This is a genomic window from Merdimmobilis hominis (genome assembly GCF_900104615.1).
GTDB classification, from domain to species: domain Bacteria; phylum Bacillota; class Clostridia; order Oscillospirales; family Ruminococcaceae; genus Merdimmobilis; species Merdimmobilis hominis.
In genome coordinates this window covers 499,510-521,367 of record NZ_LT629939.1, presented here as the reverse complement: position 1 = coordinate 521,367, position 21,858 = coordinate 499,510, and the positions used below count along the sequence as shown (strand labels likewise).

At 57.4% G+C, this 21,858-nt stretch carries 23 protein-coding genes; 19 read left to right on the top strand and 4 right to left on the bottom strand.

Translation table 11 applies throughout. The annotated features are described in order from the left end of the window. The first annotated feature begins 5 nt into the window (after positions 1-5). From yfmF to BQ5353_RS02440, 9 genes are all read left to right on the top strand, one after another. A complete protein-coding gene (gene yfmF, locus BQ5353_RS02480; RefSeq protein WP_071427257.1) occupies positions 6-1,286 on the top strand; it encodes an EF-P 5-aminopentanol modification-associated protein YfmF in 1,281 nt (426 codons plus the stop codon). Between the two features lie 4 nt (positions 1,287-1,290). After that, positions 1,291-2,568: an EF-P 5-aminopentanol modification-associated protein YfmH gene (yfmH, locus tag BQ5353_RS02475; RefSeq protein WP_054330881.1), complete on the top strand. Its 1,278-nt coding sequence runs from the start codon at positions 1,291-1,293 to the stop codon at positions 2,566-2,568. Between the two features lie 4 nt (positions 2,569-2,572). After that, positions 2,573-3,589: a prolipoprotein diacylglyceryl transferase gene (gene lgt, locus BQ5353_RS02470; RefSeq protein WP_054330882.1), complete on the top strand. Its 1,017-nt coding sequence runs from the start codon at positions 2,573-2,575 to the stop codon at positions 3,587-3,589. 179 nt (positions 3,590-3,768) lie between these two features. Next, positions 3,769-4,080, top strand: a complete 312-nt coding sequence (rplU, locus tag BQ5353_RS02465; protein WP_071427256.1) for a 50S ribosomal protein L21 — start codon at positions 3,769-3,771, stop codon at positions 4,078-4,080. 9 nt (positions 4,081-4,089) lie between these two features. Beyond that, positions 4,090-4,401 (top strand): ribosomal-processing cysteine protease Prp, encoded by a 312-nt coding sequence (locus tag BQ5353_RS02460; RefSeq protein WP_054330883.1) that lies wholly within the window; start codon positions 4,090-4,092, stop codon positions 4,399-4,401. 2 nt (positions 4,402-4,403) lie between these two features. Then, on the top strand, positions 4,404-4,685 hold the full coding sequence (gene rpmA / locus BQ5353_RS02455) for a 50S ribosomal protein L27 (protein ID WP_054330884.1): 282 nt from the start codon (positions 4,404-4,406) through the stop codon (positions 4,683-4,685). 176 nt (positions 4,686-4,861) lie between these two features. Then, a complete protein-coding gene (obgE, locus tag BQ5353_RS02450) occupies positions 4,862-6,127 on the top strand; it encodes a GTPase ObgE (RefSeq protein WP_071427255.1) in 1,266 nt (421 codons plus the stop codon). Between the two features lie 83 nt (positions 6,128-6,210). After that, entirely contained in the window at positions 6,211-6,555 is a 345-nt protein-coding gene (locus BQ5353_RS02445; RefSeq protein WP_083386353.1) for a Mini-ribonuclease 3, read from the top strand. Between the two features lie 3 nt (positions 6,556-6,558). Next, positions 6,559-7,428 carry a YitT family protein gene (locus BQ5353_RS02440; RefSeq protein ID WP_054330885.1) on the top strand — a complete coding sequence of 290 codons (870 nt, stop codon included), beginning with the start codon at positions 6,559-6,561 and terminating at the stop codon, positions 7,426-7,428. Between the two features lie 94 nt (positions 7,429-7,522). On the opposite strand, the gene BQ5353_RS13375 is transcribed toward BQ5353_RS02440, so the two are convergent. Further along, positions 7,523-7,645 (bottom strand): hypothetical protein, encoded by a 123-nt coding sequence (locus BQ5353_RS13375; protein WP_267888272.1) that lies wholly within the window; start codon positions 7,643-7,645, stop codon positions 7,523-7,525. Between the two features lie 246 nt (positions 7,646-7,891). On the opposite strand from BQ5353_RS13375, the gene BQ5353_RS02435 reads away from it, so the two are divergent. The 6 genes from BQ5353_RS02435 (at position 7,892) to glmS (ending at position 15,771) form a co-directional block, all read left to right on the top strand. Continuing rightward, positions 7,892-8,629: a nuclease-related domain-containing protein gene (locus BQ5353_RS02435; RefSeq protein WP_054330886.1), complete on the top strand. Its 738-nt coding sequence runs from the start codon at positions 7,892-7,894 to the stop codon at positions 8,627-8,629. A 106-nt stretch (positions 8,630-8,735) separates the two neighbouring features. Then, complete coding sequence (locus BQ5353_RS02430) at positions 8,736-9,284, top strand: NADH peroxidase (protein ID WP_054330887.1); 549 nt, start codon at positions 8,736-8,738, stop codon at positions 9,282-9,284. 331 nt (positions 9,285-9,615) lie between these two features. Continuing rightward, complete coding sequence (locus tag BQ5353_RS02425) at positions 9,616-10,170, top strand: helix-turn-helix domain-containing protein (RefSeq protein WP_054330888.1); 555 nt, start codon at positions 9,616-9,618, stop codon at positions 10,168-10,170. Positions 10,171-10,268: 98 nt separating this feature from the next. Beyond that, positions 10,269-11,864, top strand: coding sequence for an N-acyl-D-amino-acid deacylase family protein (locus BQ5353_RS02420; protein WP_071427253.1), 1,596 nt, complete (start codon positions 10,269-10,271; stop codon positions 11,862-11,864). Between the two features lie 27 nt (positions 11,865-11,891). After that, positions 11,892-13,247, top strand: coding sequence for a D-serine ammonia-lyase (locus BQ5353_RS02415; RefSeq protein ID WP_071427252.1), 1,356 nt, complete (start codon positions 11,892-11,894; stop codon positions 13,245-13,247). 706 nt (positions 13,248-13,953) lie between these two features. Continuing rightward, positions 13,954-15,771 (top strand): glutamine--fructose-6-phosphate transaminase (isomerizing), encoded by a 1,818-nt coding sequence (gene glmS / locus BQ5353_RS02410; RefSeq protein WP_054330891.1) that lies wholly within the window; start codon positions 13,954-13,956, stop codon positions 15,769-15,771. A gap of 95 nt (positions 15,772-15,866) precedes the next feature. Here the strand turns inward: glmS and murC are convergent, their stop codons facing one another. The 3 genes from murC to BQ5353_RS02395 form a co-directional block, all read right to left on the bottom strand. Next, positions 15,867-17,234: a UDP-N-acetylmuramate--L-alanine ligase gene (gene murC / locus BQ5353_RS02405; RefSeq protein WP_071427251.1), complete on the bottom strand. Its 1,368-nt coding sequence runs from the start codon at positions 17,232-17,234 to the stop codon at positions 15,867-15,869. Between the two features lie 314 nt (positions 17,235-17,548). Next, on the bottom strand, positions 17,549-17,875 hold the full coding sequence (locus BQ5353_RS02400) for a SpoVG family protein (RefSeq protein WP_054330892.1): 327 nt from the start codon (positions 17,873-17,875) through the stop codon (positions 17,549-17,551). An 84-nt stretch (positions 17,876-17,959) separates the two neighbouring features. Next, positions 17,960-18,865: a LysR family transcriptional regulator gene (locus BQ5353_RS02395; protein WP_054330893.1), complete on the bottom strand. Its 906-nt coding sequence runs from the start codon at positions 18,863-18,865 to the stop codon at positions 17,960-17,962. A 114-nt stretch (positions 18,866-18,979) separates the two neighbouring features. On the opposite strand from BQ5353_RS02395, the gene BQ5353_RS02390 reads away from it, so the two are divergent. The 4 genes from BQ5353_RS02390 to BQ5353_RS12980 all read left to right on the top strand — a co-directional run. Then, positions 18,980-19,558, top strand: a complete 579-nt coding sequence (locus tag BQ5353_RS02390) for a chromate transporter (RefSeq protein WP_054330894.1) — start codon at positions 18,980-18,982, stop codon at positions 19,556-19,558. A gap of 1 nt (position 19,559) precedes the next feature. Then, a complete protein-coding gene (locus tag BQ5353_RS02385; RefSeq protein ID WP_054330895.1) occupies positions 19,560-20,123 on the top strand; it encodes a chromate transporter in 564 nt (187 codons plus the stop codon). Between the two features lie 347 nt (positions 20,124-20,470). Next, on the top strand, positions 20,471-21,343 hold the full coding sequence (locus BQ5353_RS02380; protein WP_071427250.1) for a MurR/RpiR family transcriptional regulator: 873 nt from the start codon (positions 20,471-20,473) through the stop codon (positions 21,341-21,343). After that, positions 21,343-21,858 (top strand): FAD-dependent oxidoreductase (locus tag BQ5353_RS12980; RefSeq protein ID WP_162273102.1); only part of this gene is annotated, 516 nt, incomplete at its 3' end. The genes BQ5353_RS02380 and BQ5353_RS12980, both read left to right, overlap by 1 nt.

The window sequence follows — 21,858 nt, the reverse complement described above, 5'->3', positions numbered from 1 at the left end:
GACAGATGAACAACACATTGCGCCGCCGGCGCATCGGGGAAGAGGTCTACTTCAGTTCGGTGACCGACCCCAAATTCAAACACAACCGCATATCCGTCAACTATATTCTGCCCCTTGAAAAAGAGACGGTCTCCGCCAATGCCCTCATCCCCTTCCTGCTGCGCAAAGGTAGCCGGGAATGCCCGGACTTTACCCTTCTCAACCAAAAGCTGTATAGCCTTTACGGGGCGACCCTTTCCGCGGACGTCTCCAAATACGGCGGCTACCAGGTTTTGGATGTCTCTATCTCCGGGCTGGATGACAAATTCACCCTGGATGGGGAGGCGATGGTGGCCCAGTGCGCCGGCCTGCTGGCAGGCTTGGCCACCGACCCCAACCTGGTGGACGGCGCCTTCCCAGAGAAGGACGTGGAGCTGGAAAAACAGTATCTGATTGACTCCATCGAGGCGGAGATCAACGACAAACGGGCCTATGCCATCAACAAATGCCGCACCATCATGTGCGAAGGGGAGCCCGCTGCCCTTCGCAAATACGGCTATGTGGAGGATGTAAAGAAGATCACCCCCCAATCGGCGGCCGAGACCTTCTTGCGAGTCCGCCGCACCGCCCGGGTGGAGATCCTCTTTGTGGGCTGTGGCGACTGTACCCCTGCTGAAGAGATTATGGAGGCCACCTTTGCCAAGCTGGACCGGGCGCCCATCGCCCTGCCGGAACAGGTGCGGGTCCCCGCCGCCGCCCAGGTGAAGCAGGAGGTGGAGCGGATGGATCTGAGCCAATCCAAACTGGCCATGGGTTTCCGCACCGGCGCAGCTCAAAACATGGACGAGCTCTCGGCCATGCGGCTGATGGTGGCCATGTTTGGCGGCACCCCTTTCTCCAGGCTGTTTGTCAACGTGCGGGAGAAACTCAGCCTCTGCTATTACTGCGCCGCCCGGTTTGACCGGATCACCGGCATCATGCTGGTGGACAGCGGGGTGGAAGCCCAGAATCGGGAAAAAGCCCAGGCGGAGATCCTCAACCAATTGGAGGTCATGAAGCGGGGCGGGTTCACTGACGAGGAATTGGAGAACACCCTGCTCACCATGAAGAATTCCCTGTATACTGTGTCCGACTCCCTCTCTGGGCTGGAGGACTGGTATATGGCCCAACTGATGCAAAGCACCGCCCGCTCCCCCCAAGAGGAGGCAGAGCTGATGGCAAAGGTCACCCGGGAGGACGTGATGGCGGCGGCCCAAAAGGTCACCCTGGACACCGTGTATTTCCTCACCGGGGAAAAGGAGGATTAGCCCAATGAAAGAGATCATCAAATCCCAGCGCCTGGGGGAGGAGTTTTTGCGGATTAAGCACAAAAGCGGCCTGACCCTCCTTCTGTGCCCCATGAAGGGCTATTCCAGCGCCTATGCCCTCTTCGGCACCGAGTACGGCTCGGTGGAGTCCAGCTTCATCGACAAGGACGGCGCCCTTATACAGATCCCCGCCGGCACCGCCCATTTTTTGGAGCATAAAATGTTTGAAAGCGAGGAAGGGGACGCCTTTGCCCTGTACGCCAAAACCGGCGCTTCGGCCAACGCCTACACCTCCTTTGATAAAACCGCTTACCTCTTCTCCTGCTCGGACAATTTCAAGGAGTCCCTCTCCATTTTGATGCACCTGGTCACCGAGCCTTACTTCACCCCCCAAACGGTGGAAAAGGAGCAGGGGATCATCGGCCAGGAGATTAAGATGTACGACGACAGCCCCGAGTGGCGGGTGATGTTCAACCTGATGGAGGCGCTGTTTGAGAAGCACCCCCTAAAGATCGACATCGCCGGCACGGTGGACACCATCGCCCAAATTACCGCGGACACCCTGTACACCTGCTACAACGCCTTTTACAACCTAAACAACATGGCCTTGGCCATTGCCGGCAACTTTGAGGTGCAGGACGTCCTGGACCTGGCCGACGAGATCTTAAAACCAGCCGAGCCCATGACTGCCCAGCGGATTTTGGTAGACGAGCCCGCCCAGGTGGTGAAGCACCGGGTGGAACAGCAGCTTCCGGTGGCTACCCCTTTGTTCCAGATTGGATTTAAGGCGGTGCCCAAGTCCAAGGAGGAAAATCTGATCAACCAGGTGTACGATGAGATCCTCTTGGACACCATCGCCGGGGAGCACACCGCCCTCTACCGCAGCATGTACGATGAGGGAATCATCAATTCCACCTTTGTGGGCGAAGTTATGGCGGGCCGCGATTTTGCCGTCACCTTGTTTGAAGGGGAATCCCGGGACCCGGACAAGGTGTATGAGGCCCTGTGTGGCGAGATTCGCCGGATGCAGCGGGAGGGGATCGACCGGGATGCCTTTGAACGCAGCCGCCGGGCCATTTACGGCCGCTACCTGGGGATGTATGCCCGGGTGGATTCGGTGGCCAGCCTGATGCTCACCACCCAGTTTGGCGGCGCGGATATGTACACGGTGCTGGAAGCCGCCGCCGGGGCGACCTATGAAATGCTGACCGCCCGCCTCCTGGAGGCCTTTGACCCGGAGCGCAGCGCCCTTTCAGTGGTGACCGCCCCCAAGGAGGCATAGCGCCATGAAAGAGACCCTTTTGTTCCCCGGCCTGGGGCTGGAATTTGAACTGAGCCGGGTGGCTTTCCAGCTGGGGCCGATCACCGTGTACTGGTACGGCATCATCGCCGCCACTGCCCTCACCCTGGGGATGCTCTATTGCTACCGCAAGGCCCGCTCTTTCGGGGTGGACCCGGATAAGATTGTAGACCTGATCCTGGTCACCGTCCTTTTGGGGGTGGTGTGTGCCCGGATTTACTATGTGGTCTTCTCCTGGGACCAGTATAAAGACGACCTAATGAGCGTCTTCCGCATCTGGGAAGGGGGTATCGCCATCTACGGCGGGATCATCGGCGGGCTGATTGGCATAGTGATCATGTGCAAAGTCACTGGCATCAAGCTGCTGCCCATGCTGGATCTGGCGGTGGCCCCCTTGATTCTGGGCCAGGCAATCGGCCGGTGGGGGAACTTTGTCAACATCGAAGCATTTGGCTCTAACACCACCCTGCCCTGGGGGATGACCGGCCCGTCCATCGTCAACTACCTGGCCAGCCATCAAAAATCCCTGGCGGAGATCGGAGTCGTGGTGGACCCCACTCAGCCGGTCCACCCAACCTTCTTTTACGAATCCGCCTGGTGCTTCCTGGGCTTCCTGATCCTGCTTTACCTGACCCGCCACCGCCGGTTTGACGGTCAGTTGACCCTCTTTTACGCGGGGTGGTACGGCGCGGGCCGGTTTGTCATCGAAGGGCTTCGCACCGACAGCCTGATGTGGGGCGGGGTGCGGGTCTCCCAGGCGCTGGCGCTGGTAGGCTCTGTGGCCGCCTTTGTCATTCTGTTCGCAGTGATGTCTAAGATCAAAAAAGCCGGCGACCCGGAGTACCTCAAGGTCTTTGCCCTGACCCCAGAGGGCCAGAAAATCGTCCTGGGCCAGCCGGAAGGGCCAAAGCCAGAGCCGTCCCCCCAGGAGCCCTCTGGGGATACATCTGGCGGCGGGGAAGAGCCTAGCCCATCCCATGGGGAAGGGAAGCCGCAAGACTAGCCCCTGGGGGTCCCCCTGCGGGGTACATACTTGAAAAATCTCGTGGTGCGCAAAAAGCGGTTGACAAGCCCCTTGCAATATGGTAAAATCTATTCTGCCGCATGTTCCGGGCTCAAAGTGCGCCGTTTTGCGCCGCCTTAGGAGACAGCGAGTTTAAGAAAAGGGCAGGTGCCTTATTGATGTACGCTATTATTGAAACCGGTGGAAAACAGTATCGTGTCAGCGAAGGCGATATTCTTTACATCGAAAAACTGGATGCCGAGGCTGACTCCACCGTTGAGTTTGACCGCGTTATGGCAGTCGGCAAAGAGGATGGTACTGTGATCGGCGCTCCCGTTGTCGAGGGTGCTAAAGTTTCCGCCAAAGTTCTCAAAAACGGCAAAGCGAAGAAGATCACCGTCTTCACCTACCGCGCCAAGAAAGATTCTAAGCGCAAAATGGGCCACAGACAGCCTTACACCAAGGTTGAAATCACCGCGATCAACGCCTAAGTTTTTTCGATGATTACAGCCAGGTTCACAGGGAAGCCCATCGCATCGGCCAGCATATCCGGCCACGCCGGCTTTGCCGACTACGGCCACGATGTGGTATGCGCCGCTGTGACGTCCGCTGTGCAGCTCACCGCCAATGGCATCACCGAGGTGTTAAAAGCCCCTTGCCAGGTGTCGGTGCTGCAAGATAAGATTGTATTGACCCTTCCGGGCAATTCCACCAGGGAGGCACAGGCTTTTTTGGAAGCTTTACGGCTCCATTTGACTGTCCTTTCAGAGGACTACCCGGGCACGATTGAAGTATTTGTTTCGGAGGTGTAGATATGTTAAGACTTAGCATGCAGTTCTTTGCTCATAAAAAAGGTGTCGGTTCCACCAAGAACGGCCGTGATTCCGAGTCCAAACGCCTTGGTGTCAAACGCGCCGACGGCCAGTTTGTCCTCGCCGGCAACATCCTGGTTCGCCAGAGAGGCACCCACATCCATCCCGGTACCAACGTTGGCATCGGTTCGGATGACACCCTGTTCGCCCTCACCGACGGCAAGGTGAAATTTGAGCGCTTGGGCCGTGACCGCAAAAAGGTCTCCATTTACCCGGCCAACTAGTTTTACAGAACGAAGTGAGAAATCCCCGGCCTTACCGCTGGGGATTTTCTTTATGGAAAAATGGCGGGAACGAAGAAAAGTTTGGATTTTTTTCCGCTTTTTTGATATAGTAAAAGAGATAGAATAGATCAAGTCCCCTCTTTGGCGCGCTCAAAGGGGGATAAAGGAGTAAAAAGATGTTCGTAGATGTTGCGAAAATCAGAATAAAAGCCGGGGATGGAGGGGCAGGCGCCGTCTCCTTCCACCGGGAAAAATATGTGGCGGCCGGTGGCCCTGACGGCGGCGACGGCGGCAAGGGCGGCGATGTCATCTTCCAGGTGGACACCAACATCTCCACCCTGGTGGATTTTAAGTACAAGCGCCGGTATTTTGCCCCCAATGGGGAGCCGGGCCGCGGCTCCAACTGCTCGGGGAAAAACGCCCAGGACCTGATTATCTATGTCCCAAAGGGCACAGTGATCAAACACGCCGAATCCGGCCGGGTGATGGCTGACCTCTCCGGCCCGGAGCCGGTGGTGGTGGCCCGTGGCGGCAAGGGGGGGTGGGGCAACCAGCACTTTGCCACCCCGACCCGTCAAATTCCCCGGTTTGCCAAACCCGGCCTGCCCGGGGAGGAATTTGAGATCACTTTGGAATTGAAGCTCCTGGCGGATGTGGGCTTGGTGGGGTTCCCCAACGTGGGCAAATCCACCCTGATCTCGGTGGTCAGCGAGGCCAAACCTAAGATCGCTAACTACCACTTCACCACCCTGACCCCAGTGCTGGGGGTGGTGAAGATCGCCGAGGGCAAGAGCTTTGTCATGGCGGATATCCCCGGCCTGATCGAAGGCGCCAGCGATGGGGTTGGCTTGGGCCATGAGTTCCTGCGCCATGTGGACCGTTGCCGCCTGATCGTCCATGTGGTGGATGTCTCCGGCATCGAGGGCCGGGACCCCAAAGAGGATTTTGAGGCCATCAACCGGGAACTTTACAACTTCAGCGAGGAGCTTTCGGAGCGGCCCCAGATTGTGGCGGCCAACAAGTGCGATATGGCCTCCCCGGAGCAGATCGAGGCATTCCGCCAGTTCGTGGAGGAGAAGGGGCTGGAGTTTTTCCCCATCTCCGCCGCCACCCGGCAAGGGGTGGACGCGCTGATCGGCGCCGTAGCCGCCAAGCTGGATACCCTGCCCCCCATCAAGGAGTATGAGGTGGAACATGTGCCCTTCACCGAGGTGCTGGACCGCCAGCGGTTTGAAATCACCGTGGAAGATGGCGTCTATGTAGTGGACGCCGATTGGCTCAAGCCTGTATTGGGTATGGTAGACGTGGAGGATTATGAATCCCTCCAGTACTTCCAGCGGGTGCTGCGCAACAGCGGCGTCATTGACAAGCTGGAGGAAATGGGCATCCAGGAAGGGGATACCGTCAGCATCCTGGGCTTTGATTTTGATTATGTCCGCTAGCGGCGAAAGGATGAATAACCACGTTTGATTTAAAAGAGCACATCACAAACCCCAAACAGCTCAGCCCGCTGACCCTCGCTTTTTTGGGGGATGCAGTGTTTGAACTGCTGGTGCGGGAGCGTTTGGCTGCCCAAGGCAGCATGCCCGCCCACATCCTGCATAAAAAAGCGGTGAAAAAAGTCTGCGCTGTAGCCCAGGCGAGAGGGTACGACCGGGTGGAGCCTCTCCTCACCGATGAGGAGTTGGGGATTTTAAAACGGGGGCGCAATGCCAACTCCACCCATGTGCCCAGAAGCTGCGACCCTTCGGATTACCGCAAGGCCACCGGGGTGGAGGCGCTGTTTGGCTACCTGTATTTAAAGGGGGATCTCCAGCGGCTGGAAACCCTGTATGAACGGATGGAGGACGACGGGACAGAGGAGGATTAGGCTTTGAAGGAACAGGTTTTTTCCAAGGGAAAGGATTTCCTGCTGGATATTCTGTACGATGTGGCTAGTTCGATCATGATGGCCATCAGCATCAATGTGTTTACTGCCCCCAACGGCATCGCACCGGGCGGCATCTCCGGTATTGCCATCATTATCAACCACTTTACCGGGCTGCCCATCGGCACCCTGAACCTAGCTATGAACATCCCCTTGCTGCTTATTGGCTACAAAGTGCTGGGCAGGCGGTTCACCTTCAACACCCTAAAGACAATTGCCATCGGCACGGTATTTTTGGATGTCATCCTGGTAAACCTGCCCACCTATACCAGCAACCCTCTGTTGGGGGCGCTGTTTGGCGGCGTCTGCCTGGGCGCATCTCTGGGCTTAGTGTTCCTGCGGGGCTCCACCACTGGCGGCCTGGATATTGTCACCCGGCTGGTGCAGAAGAAAAGGCCGCATCTCTCTATGGGCCGGGTCATGCTCATATTGGATTTCTGCGTCCTGGGGGCATCTATGGCAGCCTTTGGCAGCATTGAGGTTGGCCTTTACGGACTTATCAGCATCTTTGTCACCTCTCAGGTGGTGGATGCCATCCTCTACGGCGCCGATGTGGGCAAGTTGGCCCTCATTATCTCGGACAAATCGGATGAGATCGCCCGGGCGGTGATGAGCCAACTGGATCGGGGTGCCACCCTTCTCAAAGGGGTAGGGGCCTATTCCAGCGAGGAAAAACACGTCCTCATGTGCGCGTTGCGCAAGCAGGAGTTCTACCGGCTGAAAAAATTGACCTATGAAATTGACCCTAAGGCATTTTTGATCGTCACCGAAGCCGGCGAAGTGGCGGGGGAGGGCTTTAAATCCCTGGAGGGATGAGGAATTTTCTCACCCCACAATAGAAGAAACCCCAGCCTGGGATACTTTACAGTATCCCAGGCTGGGGTTTTGTAGGTTTGGAAGGAAAAAGGAGTTAGAACTGTTCGTTGTTTCTCTTCTTCTGCTCAATTTTAATGGGAACTTCGTTGTTGGCGTTTGGGTTCTGTTTGTTTTCTGCCTGGTTCTGTGCTTTCTGCTTTTTCTCTTTTTTTGCCATTTTGCGTACATCCTTTCCGCCGCCGTACTGCGGCACTGGGTTTTGTTTGAGAGAGATTTCCTCTCGTCGCTGTTAGTATTTGAGAAGCGGCACGGCTTATTCTACCGGTGGGTTTGCAAAAAATGCCAGCTTTGGGAAATCTTTTGAAAAAAACGTTACAATGTGTTAAAGTATACACGCTATACTGATCAAGAAGGGGTTGCTGAAGGCTTTTCTTCGGAACCCAGCGCAGAGGAGGATTTGGCGTTGGCAAAAGTAATCCGGCCAAACGGCGGCAACAGCGTGGGCAGGCAGTATCTGAAAAAAATGTGTTGGCTGGTCCTCTGTTTGGCTGCTGGCATCGGCTCCGCCATCCTTTGCGCCAGGGCCTCTCAATGGGCCGCCAGCGCATTTTGTCTGGGGGCAGCGGGGATCGGCGTCCATTTTCTGTGGCGCTCTGCGGCGATTTTGAAAGTGGGGGCACAGGGGGAAAGCGAGACCCTTCGGCTTCTGAAAAAGCGGCTGCCCGGCAGTTATACCGTCCTGCCTGACTTGACCCTTGACCACCGGGGGCACAAAAGCCAGCTGGATTATGCGGTAGTCTGTCCGGGGAGAGTGTATGTGGTGGAGTGCAAAAACGTCTCCGGCCAGATCTCAGGCAGCAGTAGTGGCAGCAATCTCAACCAGACCAAATACCGGGGTGGTCAAATTATCGAGAAAAAGACAATGTACAACCCGGTTTTGCAGGTAGAAGGCCATGCCCGCACCCTGCGGGGCATCCTGGAGGACCAAAAGCTCCATGCCCAGGTGACGCCGGTGGTCTACTTCGCAAACCCCCGCGCCCAGCGCAGGATGGATTTTGCGGGCCGTCCAGTGTTCTTCCAACAGGAGGGCGGGGCGGATTCGTTGATCCGGTACCTCACCTCCGGGCCACCTGCCCGAGGAGGGAGCACCTCTGAAGAATTAATAAAAGGAATTATTCTAAAAAATGTTAGTAAAGGGTAAAAAATCCCCTTGACTATGATACACCAAAGTGGTATACTTTAGCCATGGAAGAAATTCCCCTGAATCCGACAACAAAAATAGAAACATTACATAGGAGGAAACTGCAATGAAAAAATTTATCTGCACCATCTGTGGTTACGTTCATGAAGGCGAGACCGCTCCCGAGTTCTGCCCCCAGTGCAAAGCCCCCGCATCCAAATTCCAGGAGCAGTCCACCCAGACCATGAGCTGGGCTGACGAGCACCGCATCGGCGTTGCCGCTGGCGTAGACGCTGAGGTCTATGAGGGCCTGCAACAGAACTTCATGGGCGAGTGCACTGAAGTTGGCATGTACCTGGCTATGGCCCGTCAGGCTCATCGTGAAGGCTATCCTGAGATCGGTCTGTACTACGAGAAAGCCGCTTACGAGGAGGCAGAGCATGCTGCTAAGTTTGCCGAGCTGCTGGGCGAAGTAGTTTACGCTGACACCAAGAAAAACCTGGAGCTGCGGGTCGCTGCTGAGAACGGCGCTTGCGACGGCAAGAAGAAACTTGCTTCCAGAGCAAAAGAGCTGGGCTTGGATGCTATCCATGACACCGTTCACGAGATGGCTAAGGATGAGGCCCGCCACGGCTGCGCTTTCCAGGGCCTGCTGAACAGATACTTCTCCAAATAAGTTGTTTCATAAAAAACCGCTGGATTTTATCCGGCGGTTTTTTGTTTTCCGCCCCGAAATGTCAAATCATGCCAGGGTCATTTCAGAAAACTGGATTTTATGGTACAATAGCCACAGCGAAGCTGTGGCATTCGAAGAATTGCTTGCAGGGTGAGGCCCTTCCCTCTACTTTGCAGCAATGCAATTTTTCGGGCAGCATGACTTTCTGTGGCAAGAGCGCACCAGGATTTATCCAATCGGTGCTGTGGCATCGGAGTTACAGTGATCGTTCGGGGGAGAACCCTCGCCAGGTTCTCTTCCAAAATTTCTCATTTACAGGCGGGAGGATATTATGGACGAGCTCAACATCGGAAAAAAACTACAGGAGTTCCGCAAACAGCGGGGCCTTACCCTGCGGGAGGTGGCGGAACAGACGGGCATAACCCCTTCCATGCTCAGCCAAATGGAGCGGGGCCTGGTAAACCCATCCATCAATACCCTCAAGGCGATCTCCAAAACGCTGGATATTCCCCTGTTCCGCTTCTTCCAGGAGGGGGAGACAGGCCGTACCCTGGTGGTTCGGGAGGGGATGCGCAAAACCATCGGCTGGCCGGATCAGCACGATGTCCAGTACGACCTGTTGACCCCGGATGTCTCCGGGAGCATCGAATTCTGTTTGATGAAACTCCCCGGCCGGTGCAGCTCTGGCCAGGCAAACCAGCGCCACGATGGGGAGGAAGTTGCCTATATCCTCGCCGGGCCGGTGGTGCTATCTGTGGAAGGGGAGAAGACCGAACTGTGCACCGGAGACAGCGTCCGCATCCCCGCGGGAAGCGAACACCGGTGGGAAAACCCTGGGAAGCAAGATGCCCAGGTGATTTTTGCAGTGACGCCCCCCAGCTTTTAATGGGGGATGGAAGAAAAGCCTTGACTTTTCTGCAAAGAATGTTAATATAAAATTAAAATAATTAATTTAAAATTAAACACAAAATGGGAGGAATTGATTTGCTGGACGTTCTGATTCAAAATGCCTCCATAGTGGATGGAACTGGTGTGCCCGCCTACCAGGGCTCGGTGGGCATCCGGGAGGGGAAGCTTACCCTCGATGTGGACAATCAACCCGCTAGGGAGACCATTGACGCGGCCGGCCGGGTCCTTGCACCCGGATTCATCGACGCCCACTCCCACGGGGACTTGATCCTGGGGGAGGAGTTTGCCCGCCTGTGCAAGACCAGCCAGGGCGTCACCACCGAAATCGGAGGCCAATGCGGCCTTTCTATTGCACCGGTCAACCCCCAGCGGCTGGAGCTTCTGCAGGGGCAGCTGGCAGTGGGTGCCCTCTCCTTTCCGGAAGAGATGGCTGGGTTTACCAGCTTTCAATCCTACTGCTCCTATGCGGACCGGGTCCCCAAGACGGCGAATATGGCTATGTACATCGGCCACAGCACCCTTCGCATTGCAGTGATGGGCTTTGACAACCGGGAGCCTACCCGCGATGAACTGGAGCAGATGAAAGCCCTCCTGCGGGAGGCTATGGATCACGGGGCCATGGGCCTTTCCACCGGCCTGATTTACACACCCTGCTGCTATGCCAAAACTGAGGAGATTGTGGAGCTTGCCAAGGTGATCCGCCCCTATGGCGGCATCTACGCCTCCCATATGCGCAACGAATCCTACGCTGTGGTGGAGGCCGTCCGGGAGACCATCGACATCGGCCGCCAAGCCGGGGTGCCGGTGTTCATCTCCCATCACAAGGTCTGCGGCAAGGACAACTGGGGCCTGCAAAAGGAGACCCTCCGCCTGATCCACGAGGCCCGGCAGGAGGGGATCATGGTCACCAGCGATCAGTACCCCTACGCTTGCAACATGACCCACCTCAACGCCTGCGTACCCCCGTGGCATTTTGACCAAGGGGTGCAGACCATGGCTGAGCGACTCAAGGACCCTGCGACCCGCCAAAAGGTGCGGGCGGAGATGGAGGATCCGGCATCCCCTTATGACAACTACTACCGCAATGCCGGCGGCTGGGAGGGGGTTCTGGTCTCCTCCAGCCCCAAGTGCCCGGAAGTGGAGGGCAAGACCATCGCCCAATATGCCAAGGAGACTGGGCGGGACCCCTTTGAGGCATTCTTTGACATCCTGGTGGCCAACCAGGGAGCCAGCAGCGCGGTGTATAGCAGCATGTGCGACGAGGACGTCTTTGCCATCGCCAAAGATGAAAACACGGTGGTGGGCACCGACGGCCTGACCCGCAAACCGGGGGAGAAGGGCCATCCCCGGGCCTACGGTTCTTTCCCCAGGGCTATCTGCTATTATGTGAAGGAAAACGGCATCTTCACCTTAGAGGAGTGCATCCACCGGATGACCGGCCTCCCTGCAGAGCGGCTCATGCTGCCCGGTAAAGGCCGGATCGCCGAAGGGTATGATGCCGACCTGGTGCTCTTTGACCTGGAACGGCTTCGCGACCGGGCTACCTATACCGATCCCTGTGCCTTGACCGAGGGCTTGGACCTGGTGATGGTCGCTGGGGAACCGGTCTGGAAAGACGGCAAGCTCACCGGGAAAACCCCCGGCAAACTGCTGCGCCACAACCAACGATAACCTGTAAACAGCGGGAGGAAATACGCCATGAAGATTCTTGGAAAACCCATCGGCCAGTGGGAAGAGGAGTTCCCCATTGTCCGCGATCTGATCGACCTGAAGGAGACCCTTTGGATCAACCCGAAAAAGCTTCCCATCGATGAGGCTGTCGCCGAAAGCTCGGTGACCATGGAGGACGTTTTGGATGCCTCCGCCCGGCTGGAGCGGTTTGCACCTTATCTTGCTTTGGCTTTCCCTGAGACGGCTAAAACCGGCGGCATCATCGAATCCCCCTTGGCAGAGATTGAGAATATGCGCCCCTACCTGGAGGGGGAAGCCGGCGGCAGCATCCAGGGCCGTCTGTTGTTGAAGCTGGACAGCCATCTGCCCATCTCCGGCTCCATCAAGGCCCGGGGAGGCATTTATGAGGTGCTCCACCACGCTGAGGACATCGCCCTTCAGTCCGGTCTGCTGAAGCTGGAGGACAACTACGCCGTCCTCATGGAGCCCCGGTTCCGGGAGCTCTTTTCCCAATACTCCATCGCGGTGGGTTCCACTGGAAACCTGGGCCTCTCCATCGGCATCATGAGCGCCAAACTGGGCTTTAAGGTCACTGTGCACATGTCCGCCGACGCCCGCCAGTGGAAGAAAGACCTGCTCCGCTCCAAAGGGGTGCAGGTGGTGGAGTACGCCGATGACTACAGCAAAGCTGTGGAGGAGGGCCGGCGCCAGGCCCAGGGGGATGACCACTGCCACTTTGTGGACGATGAGAACTCCAAAACCCTGTTTATGGGCTATTCGGTGGCGGCTCTGCGGCTGAAAAACCAGCTGGCTGAGGCCGGTATCCCGGTGGATGAAACCCACCCCCTCTTTGTCTACCTGCCCTGTGGCGTAGGCGGCGGCCCCGGCGGCGTTGCCTTCGGCATCAAGCAGGTATTCGGAGGGGCGGCCCACTGCTTCTTCGCCGAGCCGACCCATTCCCCCTGCATGATTCTAGGCCTTTCCACCGGGTATCACGACCAGGTGTGTGTCCAGGATTTCGGCATCGACAACCGCACTGCGGCCGACGGTCTGGCGGTGGGCCGGGCCTCCAGCTTTGTGGGCAAGGTGATCCAGCCCTTCCTCAGCGGCAGCTACACCGTCACCGATGAGCGGCTGTACCAGTATCTGGCGGCCCTCACAGACCAGGAGGGCATCCGCCTGGAGCCCAGCGCTCTGGCTGGTATGAAGGGCCCTGGCAACGTCTGTGCCACCGAAGGGGGCAAGGCTTACCAGTCCAAGGAAGGCATCACCTCGGCGATGGCCGGCGCCACCCATCTGATCTGGGCCACCGGCGGCAACATGGTCCCGGAGGCGGAGATGAGCGCCTATTATCAAAAAGGGAAATCCCTCCTGACAAAATAAATACAATGCTATAGAACCGGGTCTTGCAGGACCCGGTTTTTCCTTTTTGCAGAGGATAGGGGGGCCGATGACGGCTCTTGCTTGGCTTTAGATTCGGGTGAGGGGGGCCAAGCGGCTGGGAAAGAATTCAAACCTGGGGCCATCCCAATTCTGGTACGTGCCAAGGAGCAGCTGAGGGAACCCGGCCATACAGGCGGGGTCGATCTCGGGAAGGGCCTAGGGCAGGGAAATTCTGGATGAAGCCCCAGAGCCGCGGAAAAATTCCCCATATTCTGGGGCGAAGGTTGGGTTTAGCGCCAGGTTCTGCCGGTTTTCCCTGCAAAAGTGCACTTTTGTGGCCTCTATACGCATAGAATGAAGGGCGGAGCCGATTGCGGATTTTACTTGAACAAATAGGAAAAAGCTGTCATAATAGGGGCAAGGCGAAAAAACGGCCCAAAAGGAGGGATGGATTTCGGCCAGTGAGCCCCAGCGCCATGTACCGCGCCAGGCGGTTGACGAGGCGGGAGAAGTATCGAATGTTTCGGCGGATGTCTCCCCGTCATGCTTCCAGACGTACGGCAGGACAAAGCCCGCAGGTGACTGCGGGGACAAATCCCGGGCCGGGGAAGCGCAAGGACTACAAAATAACATCGGACGGACCACGGTGCCGAAGCCGCGGTTTCTTTGGCGTCCGCACAGTATGAAAGCTTGGAGGAACACAATTATGTGTGGTATCGTTGGTTATAGCGGCCCCCAAAATGCAGTGGACATCCTTTTGGAGGGGCTGGAAAACTTGGAGTACCGCGGGTATGATTCCGCGGGGATTTCGGTGTTTGCCGGGAATGGCATCACCACCGTCAAAGCGGAAGGGCGGCTCAAATGCCTGCGGGAGAAGCTGAACACCTCCCCGGTGAGCGGCCACTGCGGCATCGCCCACACCCGCTGGGCCACCCATGGGGAGCCCAGCGACCGCAACGCCCATCCTCACGGGACAGAGCGGGTCATGCTGGTTCACAACGGCATCATTGAAAACTATCTGGAGCTGCGCAGCCGGCTCACCGCAGAGGGCTATGTATTTAAGACACAGACCGACACCGAGACGGCCGCCCTGCTGCTGGATTCCCTCTATCAGGGGGACCCGCTGGCCGCCATCCGGGAGATGATCCGGCAGATCGAGGGGGCTTATGCCCTGGCCATCCTGTTTGCCGATCGACCGGGGGAGGTCTACGGGGTGCGCAAAGACAATCCCCTCATCGCCGCTCTAGGAGAAGGGGAGAACTTTATCGCTTCAGACATCGCAGCGGTGCTGAGCCATACCAAACGGTTCTTTACCCTGGAAGAAGGGGAGATCGCCGTGGCCTCCCGCTGCGGCATCACCGTCTACTCCCCTGAGGGTGCGCCGGTGGAGAAGAAAGTCCACACCGCCACCTGGGATGTGGAGCAGGCCCGGAAGGACGGTTACCCCCATTTCATGCTCAAGGAGATTTTTGAGCAGCCCAAGGCCCTGCGGGATACCATCCACCCCCGCCTCAAAGACGGCTTGCCCTCCTTTGAATACGACGGCATCCCCGAATGCCTGTTTAAAGGCCGCGGCCGGATTCACATTGTGGCCTGCGGTACCGCTATGTACGCCGGCCTGGTGGGCCGGGATTTGATCGAAACCCTGGCCCGTATCCCGGTGGAGGTGCAGATCGCCTCGGAATTCCGGTACCGGGACCCCATTTTATCCAAAGATGACCTGGTGGTCATCATCTCCCAGTCTGGGGAGACCGCCGACAGCTTGGCTGTCTTGCGGCTGGCCAAACAGCGGGGAGTTCCCACCCTTGGCGTGGTCAACGTGGCCGGCTCCACCATCGCCCGGGAAGCGGACTATGTCATCTACACCCACGCGGGCCCGGAGATCGCCGTAGCCAGCACCAAAGCTTATTCGGTGCAGGTGTCGGTGATGTACCTGCTGGCCTTCGCCATGGCTCGCTCTGCCCGCACCTTGGGGGAGGAAGAGATCCGCGCCAAGGTAGAAGAGCTGCTGCAAACAGTGGAAAAACTGCCCCGGGTGCTGGAACAGAACAATGCAATCGCCTCCATCGCGGGGCGTTTCCAGGAGAGTGAGAGCATCTTTTTCCTGGGCCGGGGGCTGGATTGGGCCCTCTCCCAAGAGGGGGCGCTGAAGCTCAAGGAGATCTCTTATATCCACTGCGAAGCCTATGCCGCCGGTGAGTTGAAGCACGGAACCATCTCCCTGATCACCAATGGGGTGCCGGTGGTGGCGGTGGCCACCCAGGAACATCTGCTGGGAAAGATGGTCAGCAACATCAAGGAGGTCAAGGCCCGGGGCGCTTGGGTGCTGCTGCTGGCCCAGGAGGGCTCCCCCATCGACGAGGAGGTCTACGACCAGGCCATCCGGCTGCCAAAGGCCCCGGATCTCTTCACCCCCCTCTTGGCTGTTGCGGCCCTTCAGCTGCTGGCTTATCACACTTCGGTGTGCCGGGGCTGCGATGTGGATAAACCCCGCAACCTGGCCAAATCGGTCACTGTGGAATAGGGATTCCCAATCGAACAATAGATGAAAAACTCCCCTGAGGATTGGAGTCCTCGGGGGAGTTTTTTGCGTATTGATGGATGGCGGGGGAGAAAGGCTTATTCCCCCAGCATCATATGGGCGCATTTGTAGACGTCTCCGCAGCCCAGGGTGATGACCAGGTCGCCGGGCTGGGCCTCTTGGATCACGTAGCGGGCAATCTCAGGGAAGGTCTCAAACCAGACGCAGCCGGGGATTTTATCCGCCAAGTCTTTGGCGTAGATCCCATAGGTGTTGACTTCTCGGGCGCCCATGATGGCCGAGAGGACCACCCGGTCTGCAATGGGGAGGACCTTGGCAAAATCCTCCAAAAGGAGGGCGGTGCGGGAGTAGGTGAAAGGCTGGAACACCGCCCATACCCGATTGAAATCCATCTCTTTGGCGGCCTCCAAGGTGACCTTCAGCTCAGCGGGATGGTGGGCGTAGTCGTCGGCGATGGTGACGCCGTTCACCTGGCCCAGCACCTCAAACCGCCGGTGAGCGCCCCGGAACTGGGGCAGATGCTCCTGGATCTGGGCGGGCGTGGCCCCTACAGCCAGGGCGGCGGCAGCGGCGGCCACCGCGTTGAGGATGTTGTGCCGCCCGGGGACATTCAGTTCGATGTGGCCTAGGTTTTCCCCGCGGCACATCAGGTCAAAGCCGCACTTGACCCCGCCTTTCTGGACGATATTAGCAGGGTAGAAGTCATTGTCCTCCCTCCAGCCGAAGGTGGTCTTGGGCTGATCAAGCCCCTCTACCGCTTTGCAGGTGTTGGGGTCATCACCGTTGTAAAGGATGGCCTTGGTGGCCATTCCAGCGAATTTGTGGAAGGATTTGATGATGTTTTCCAGAGTGCCGAAGTAATCCAAGTGATCGGCGTCTACATTCAAAATCACCGCGTAATCTGGGGCCAGGTGGAGGAAGGTGTCCACAAATTCACAGGCTTCACAGGTCATGATGGAGCTGCTGCCAGCCCGGCCGCTGCCGCCGATAGCAGGGAGCTTCCCCCCGATCACAGCGGTGGGGTCTAGGCCCGCGCCGTATAAAATTTGGGTGAGCATCGCTGTGGTAGTGGTCTTTCCGTGGGTGCCGGAGACACAGATGCAGTCGCTGTAGTGCCGGGTTAAAAGGCCCAACATCTCCGACCGCTCCACCACCGGCACACCCATCTGCCGGGCAGCTACCAGTTCAGGATTATCTTCCATGATGGCGGCGGAGTAGACCACCAGCTCCGCCCCTTTGAGATTCTCCGGGCGCTGGCCCATGTATACAGTCACCCCCATAGCCTGTTCGGCGTCCAGGGTTTCCCCGGGGTTGTTGTCTGACCCGGAGATGGCATACCCTTGGGAAAGCAGAATCTGCACAATGGGGAACATGCCGGAGCCGCCCACCCCAATGAAGTGGATGTGGTGTTTGCCGGCGAGAATGGTATCGTCAATATGTGTCATCGTGGCACCTCTTTGTCAGCGATTTTTGGCCGAAGCCTTCCTTTTCCATTATAGGTATTATAGTGCTTTTTGGCTACAAAATAAACAGCAAAACCAAGATTTCGCCGCAAAAGGGCATTTCTCCCCGTTGGGGTGATCGCCCGGCTGAGGGGATAGGCGCCCACCGGGGGGCAAATTTTCCATCTTTGGGTTTCGATTCGGCACAGCGGGAATCCCCGTCCGCGGGTGCTCCGCCTTTGCCAGGAGGACCATCTATTGGGAAAAATGGCTAAAACGTGCCATCTGGTATGTAAAATCCCCCGCTGGGGGATTGGCTACAGCTGTGCGGCTTCTGGGGTGTCCACCTTCGGCGGCTCCTCTTCCTCCAAAGGCAGAAATTCCGCCGTGGCCAGGTATTCCTGGTAAGCGTGAATGATGGCGTCTTCCAGCTGGCGGCGGGCCGCGGTGGTGATGGGGTGGCAGATGTCCCGGTACACCCCGTTTTCATCTTTGCGGCTGGGCATGGCTACAAACAGGCGGTCAGGCCCCTCGATAATTTTGATGTCATGGACGGCAAAGTCGCTGTCCACCGTCACCGAGACCATGGCGCGCAGCCGGTTGGCGGAATAGGTTTTGCGAATGCGGATATCGGATATTTTCATGTAACTACGCCTCCTTTTGTTGTCTGAACCTAGTATTCAGCCACAAAGGAAGGTTTATACAATTTCTTCTAAAAATTGGGAATGTTAGGGGTTGGAATCCAAAAGAAACTGGGAGGCCAGTTGGCGGCACAGCTCCAGGAAGGCCTTGGCCGACCGGCTCAAATACTTGTTTTTATGATAGATGATCTTTAGTTTTCGCCGGAAATCCATCCCCTCCACCGTCAAGGCGGTCAGCCGGCCTGCGGCCAGGTCCTGTTTCACCAATGCGTAGGGGAGGGCGGTTACCCCCAGCCCCTGGACCACCGCTTCCACGATGGATTCTGCGTTGATGCTCTCCCAGGATGGTTCCACCGAAAGGTCGTGGGCCAGGAGGACACTTTCAAACAGCTCCCGGACGCCGCTCCCCCGCTCCCGCAGCAAAAACCGTTGGCTTTTCAGGTCCTGGGGGAGGAGGGGCTGCTCTTTCTGGGCCAAGGGGTGGCCGGGTGCAGCCACCAGCAGCATTTGATCCTCAGCGAAGTCCTGGGCCACCAGGTTGGGGTCGTGGACCGCCCCCTCCAGCAGGCCGAAATCCACCTCGTTGGCCAGCACCTTTTTCTCGATGACCTGGGAGTTGTCGATGACCATTTTGATCTCCACATCGGGGTATTGCTGGGAGTAAAGGGCCACTGCTTTGGGGATGAGGGCCGCACCGATGGTGATGCTGGAGCCGATGCGCAGGGCGCCCAGGGTATCCCAGTTCTGGATATCCCGCTCCATTTCATCGAATAGGGAAGAGATGTGGACGGCATATTCCAGAAACCGGTTCCCCGCACTGGTCAAATAGAGCTTGCGGGAGATGCGGTCGAAGAGTCGCACCCCGTAATGCTCCTCCAGCTCGTGGATGGCAAGGCTCACCGCCGGCTGGGAGAGGTAGAGCTTCTCCGCCGCCAGGGTGACGCTGCCCTCTTCGCAGACCGCCACAAAAATCCGCAGGTGGCGTAGGGTCAAAGAGATCCCCCCCTTTTATATGAAAAACAATATAAATATAATAATATTATATTATTTTACTTATGGAAAAACAAGGAGTATACTGGAACAAGATTGAACAAAGGAGACAATTATATGGAACAGCAGAAGCGGGACCTTTCTTTTTATTGGAAACTCTTTTACGCCACCTTGACCTTGAGCGCTTTCACCTTCGGCGGCGGCTATGTCATCGTGCCGTTGATGAAGGAGCGGTTTGTAGACGACTACCACTGGATTGATGAGGAGGAGATGATGGATCTGGTGGCCATCAGCCAATCCTCCCCTGGGCCGCTGGCCATCAACGCCTCCATCCTGGTGGGCTACCGGATGGCCGGAGTGGTAGGGGCGCTGATCACCATCCTGGCGACGGCGTTGCCGCCCCTGGTGATTATCACCATCGTCTCCTATTTCTATGAGGCGTTCCGCTCCAGCCCCATCGTGGACGCGGCCCTCAAGGGGATGCAGGCGGGGGTGTCCGCCGTCATCCTCAACGTGATTTACACCATGGCGGGCAATGTGATCAAACAAAAGGATGCCCTGGCCATCGGCATCATGGTGGCGGCGTTTGCGGCCACCTACATCTTTAAAATAAACGTTATGTTTGTGGTGCTGGCCTGCGCGGCGCTGGGGGTGGCCCTCTCGCTGTCCCGCAAGCCGGGAAAGGAGGGGGAATAAGATGGTTTTGCTCAAATTGTTTTGGAGTTTTGTCCAGATTGGCCTGTTCAGCATCGGGGGAGGCTACGCCGCCCTGCCGTTGATCCAGCAGCAGGTGGTGGATATCCACGGCTGGCTGACCATGACCGAATTTGCCGATGTCATCACCATTGCAGAGATGACCCCAGGGTCCATCTCCATCAACTCCGCCACCTTTGTGGGCACCAAAATCGCCGGCATGCCGGGGGCGGTCATCGCCACCATCGGCTGTGTGCTGCCCTCCTTTGTCATTGTGTTGACCTTGGCCTTCTGCTATTACAAATACAAGAATTTGACGGTGGTACAGGGGGCGCTCTCCTGCCTGCGGCCGGCGGTAGTCTCACTGATTGCCAACGCGGGTTTGGCTATTTTGCTGCTGGCGGTGTTTGGGGGAAAGACCTTCTCTGGGCAGGTCAATCCTGTCGCCATCGGCATCATTTTGGTCTGCCTGTTCTGCCTGCGCAAATGGAAGCTTTCCCCCATTCAGATCATCGCCGGCTCTGGCGCAGCGGGAGTGGTGATCTATTACCTGATGGGGATTGCGTAGGGGAAATGTGGATTCGGCGCCCTGCCTGCCGAACGGGGGCGAGTAAAAAACTGTGGATGATTGGGGAGGGGGACTGCGCGCTCCCTCCCCTTTTTGCGGCTAGGCGCAGGAAAAGCGCCATTTGAAGATTTTCCAGGCAAAGTATGCACAGGATGATACAAAAATAACAAGAATGCCGCCGCACACCCATTTCTATGGAGATTTTTTCCATTTTTAAAGGGATGAGAGACCATTTGTGCAGGAAGTCTAGCGAAATCCTGCAATTCAACTTGCATTTTCCGGTAGATTGGTATAAGATAGGGATACCACCCCACAAATGGGGAACGACAGGTACAGGAGGATCTTGTATGAGCAAAGATTTACTCTCGTTGATTGAAGATCGGATGCCCGAATTCTCCAAAGGGCAGAAACTGATCGGAAAATTCATCGTCAACCATTATGATAAGGCGGCGTTTATGACCGCTTCCAAACTGGGGACCACCGTCGGGGTCAGCGAATCCACTGTGGTCCGCTTTGCCTCCGAAGTGGGGTACAAAGGCTATCCCCAGCTGCAAAAGGCCCTCCAGGAGCTGATCCGCAACCGGCTGACTTCCGTCCAGAGGATGGAGGTCACCAACGAACAGCTGGGGGAGTCGGATGTGCTCTCAAAAATCCTCTCCTCCGACATCGAAAAAATCCGCAAAACCATGGAAGAGATCTCCAAGGAGGAGTTTGAGGCAGCAGTGGAGTGCATTGCCGGGGCGAAATCGGTGTACATCATGGGCAACCGCTCGGCTTCGGCTTTGGCCAAGTTCATCCACTTCTACTTCAATCACATCTTCGACCACGTCAAGCTCATCGAAACTTCGGGCACCAGCGAGATGTTCGAGGAGATTTTCCGCATGGGGCAGGGGGATGTATTTATCGGCATCAGTTTTCCCCGGTACTCCAAGCGGACGGTAAAGGGGATCAAGTACGCCAAACAATGCGGCGCCAAGGTGGTTGCCATCACCGACTCCACCAGTTCCCCCCTGGCGGAGAACGCCGACCACCTGCTTTTGGCCCGCAGCGACATGGCTTCCTTTGTGGATTCCCTGGTGGCCCCTTTGAGCCTGATCAACGCCATGATTGTGGCGGTGGGGATGAAGCGCAAGGAGGAGATCAGCCAGACCTACGCCAAGCTGGAACGGATTTGGGACGAGTTTGAAGTCTACGAAAAAGCAGAGGAGAACAACGCTTAATGGCAAACCACTTTGATGCTGTGATCATCGGCGGGGGAGCTGCCGGCCTGCTCTGCGCCGGTTTTGCCGCCCGGCGGGGGATGCGGGTGGCGGTGCTGGAGAAAAACGGCCGGCCCGCCCGCAAGGTGCGGATCACCGGCAAAGGCCGGTGCAATGTCACCAACAACTGCGACAACAACGATTTTATCCGGGCGGTGCGGGGCAACGGCCGGTTTTTGTACAGCGCCATCGCGGCTTTTTCCACCGCCGATACCATGGCGTTTTTTGAAGGGCTGGGCGTCCCCCTCAAGACTGAGCGGGGCAACCGGGTGTTCCCGGTCTCCGACCAGGCCACTGACATCGTTGACGCCTTGGTGGGTTTTGCCAAGGATGGCGGGGCTAAAATCTTCACCGGACAAGCGGCGAAGGAGGTCCTCGCCGAAAACGGGCAGGTGACCGGCGTGCTGCTGGAATCGGGGGAGGTCATCCCCTGCACCCGGGCGGTAATCGCCACCGGCGGCAAGAGCTACCCCCTC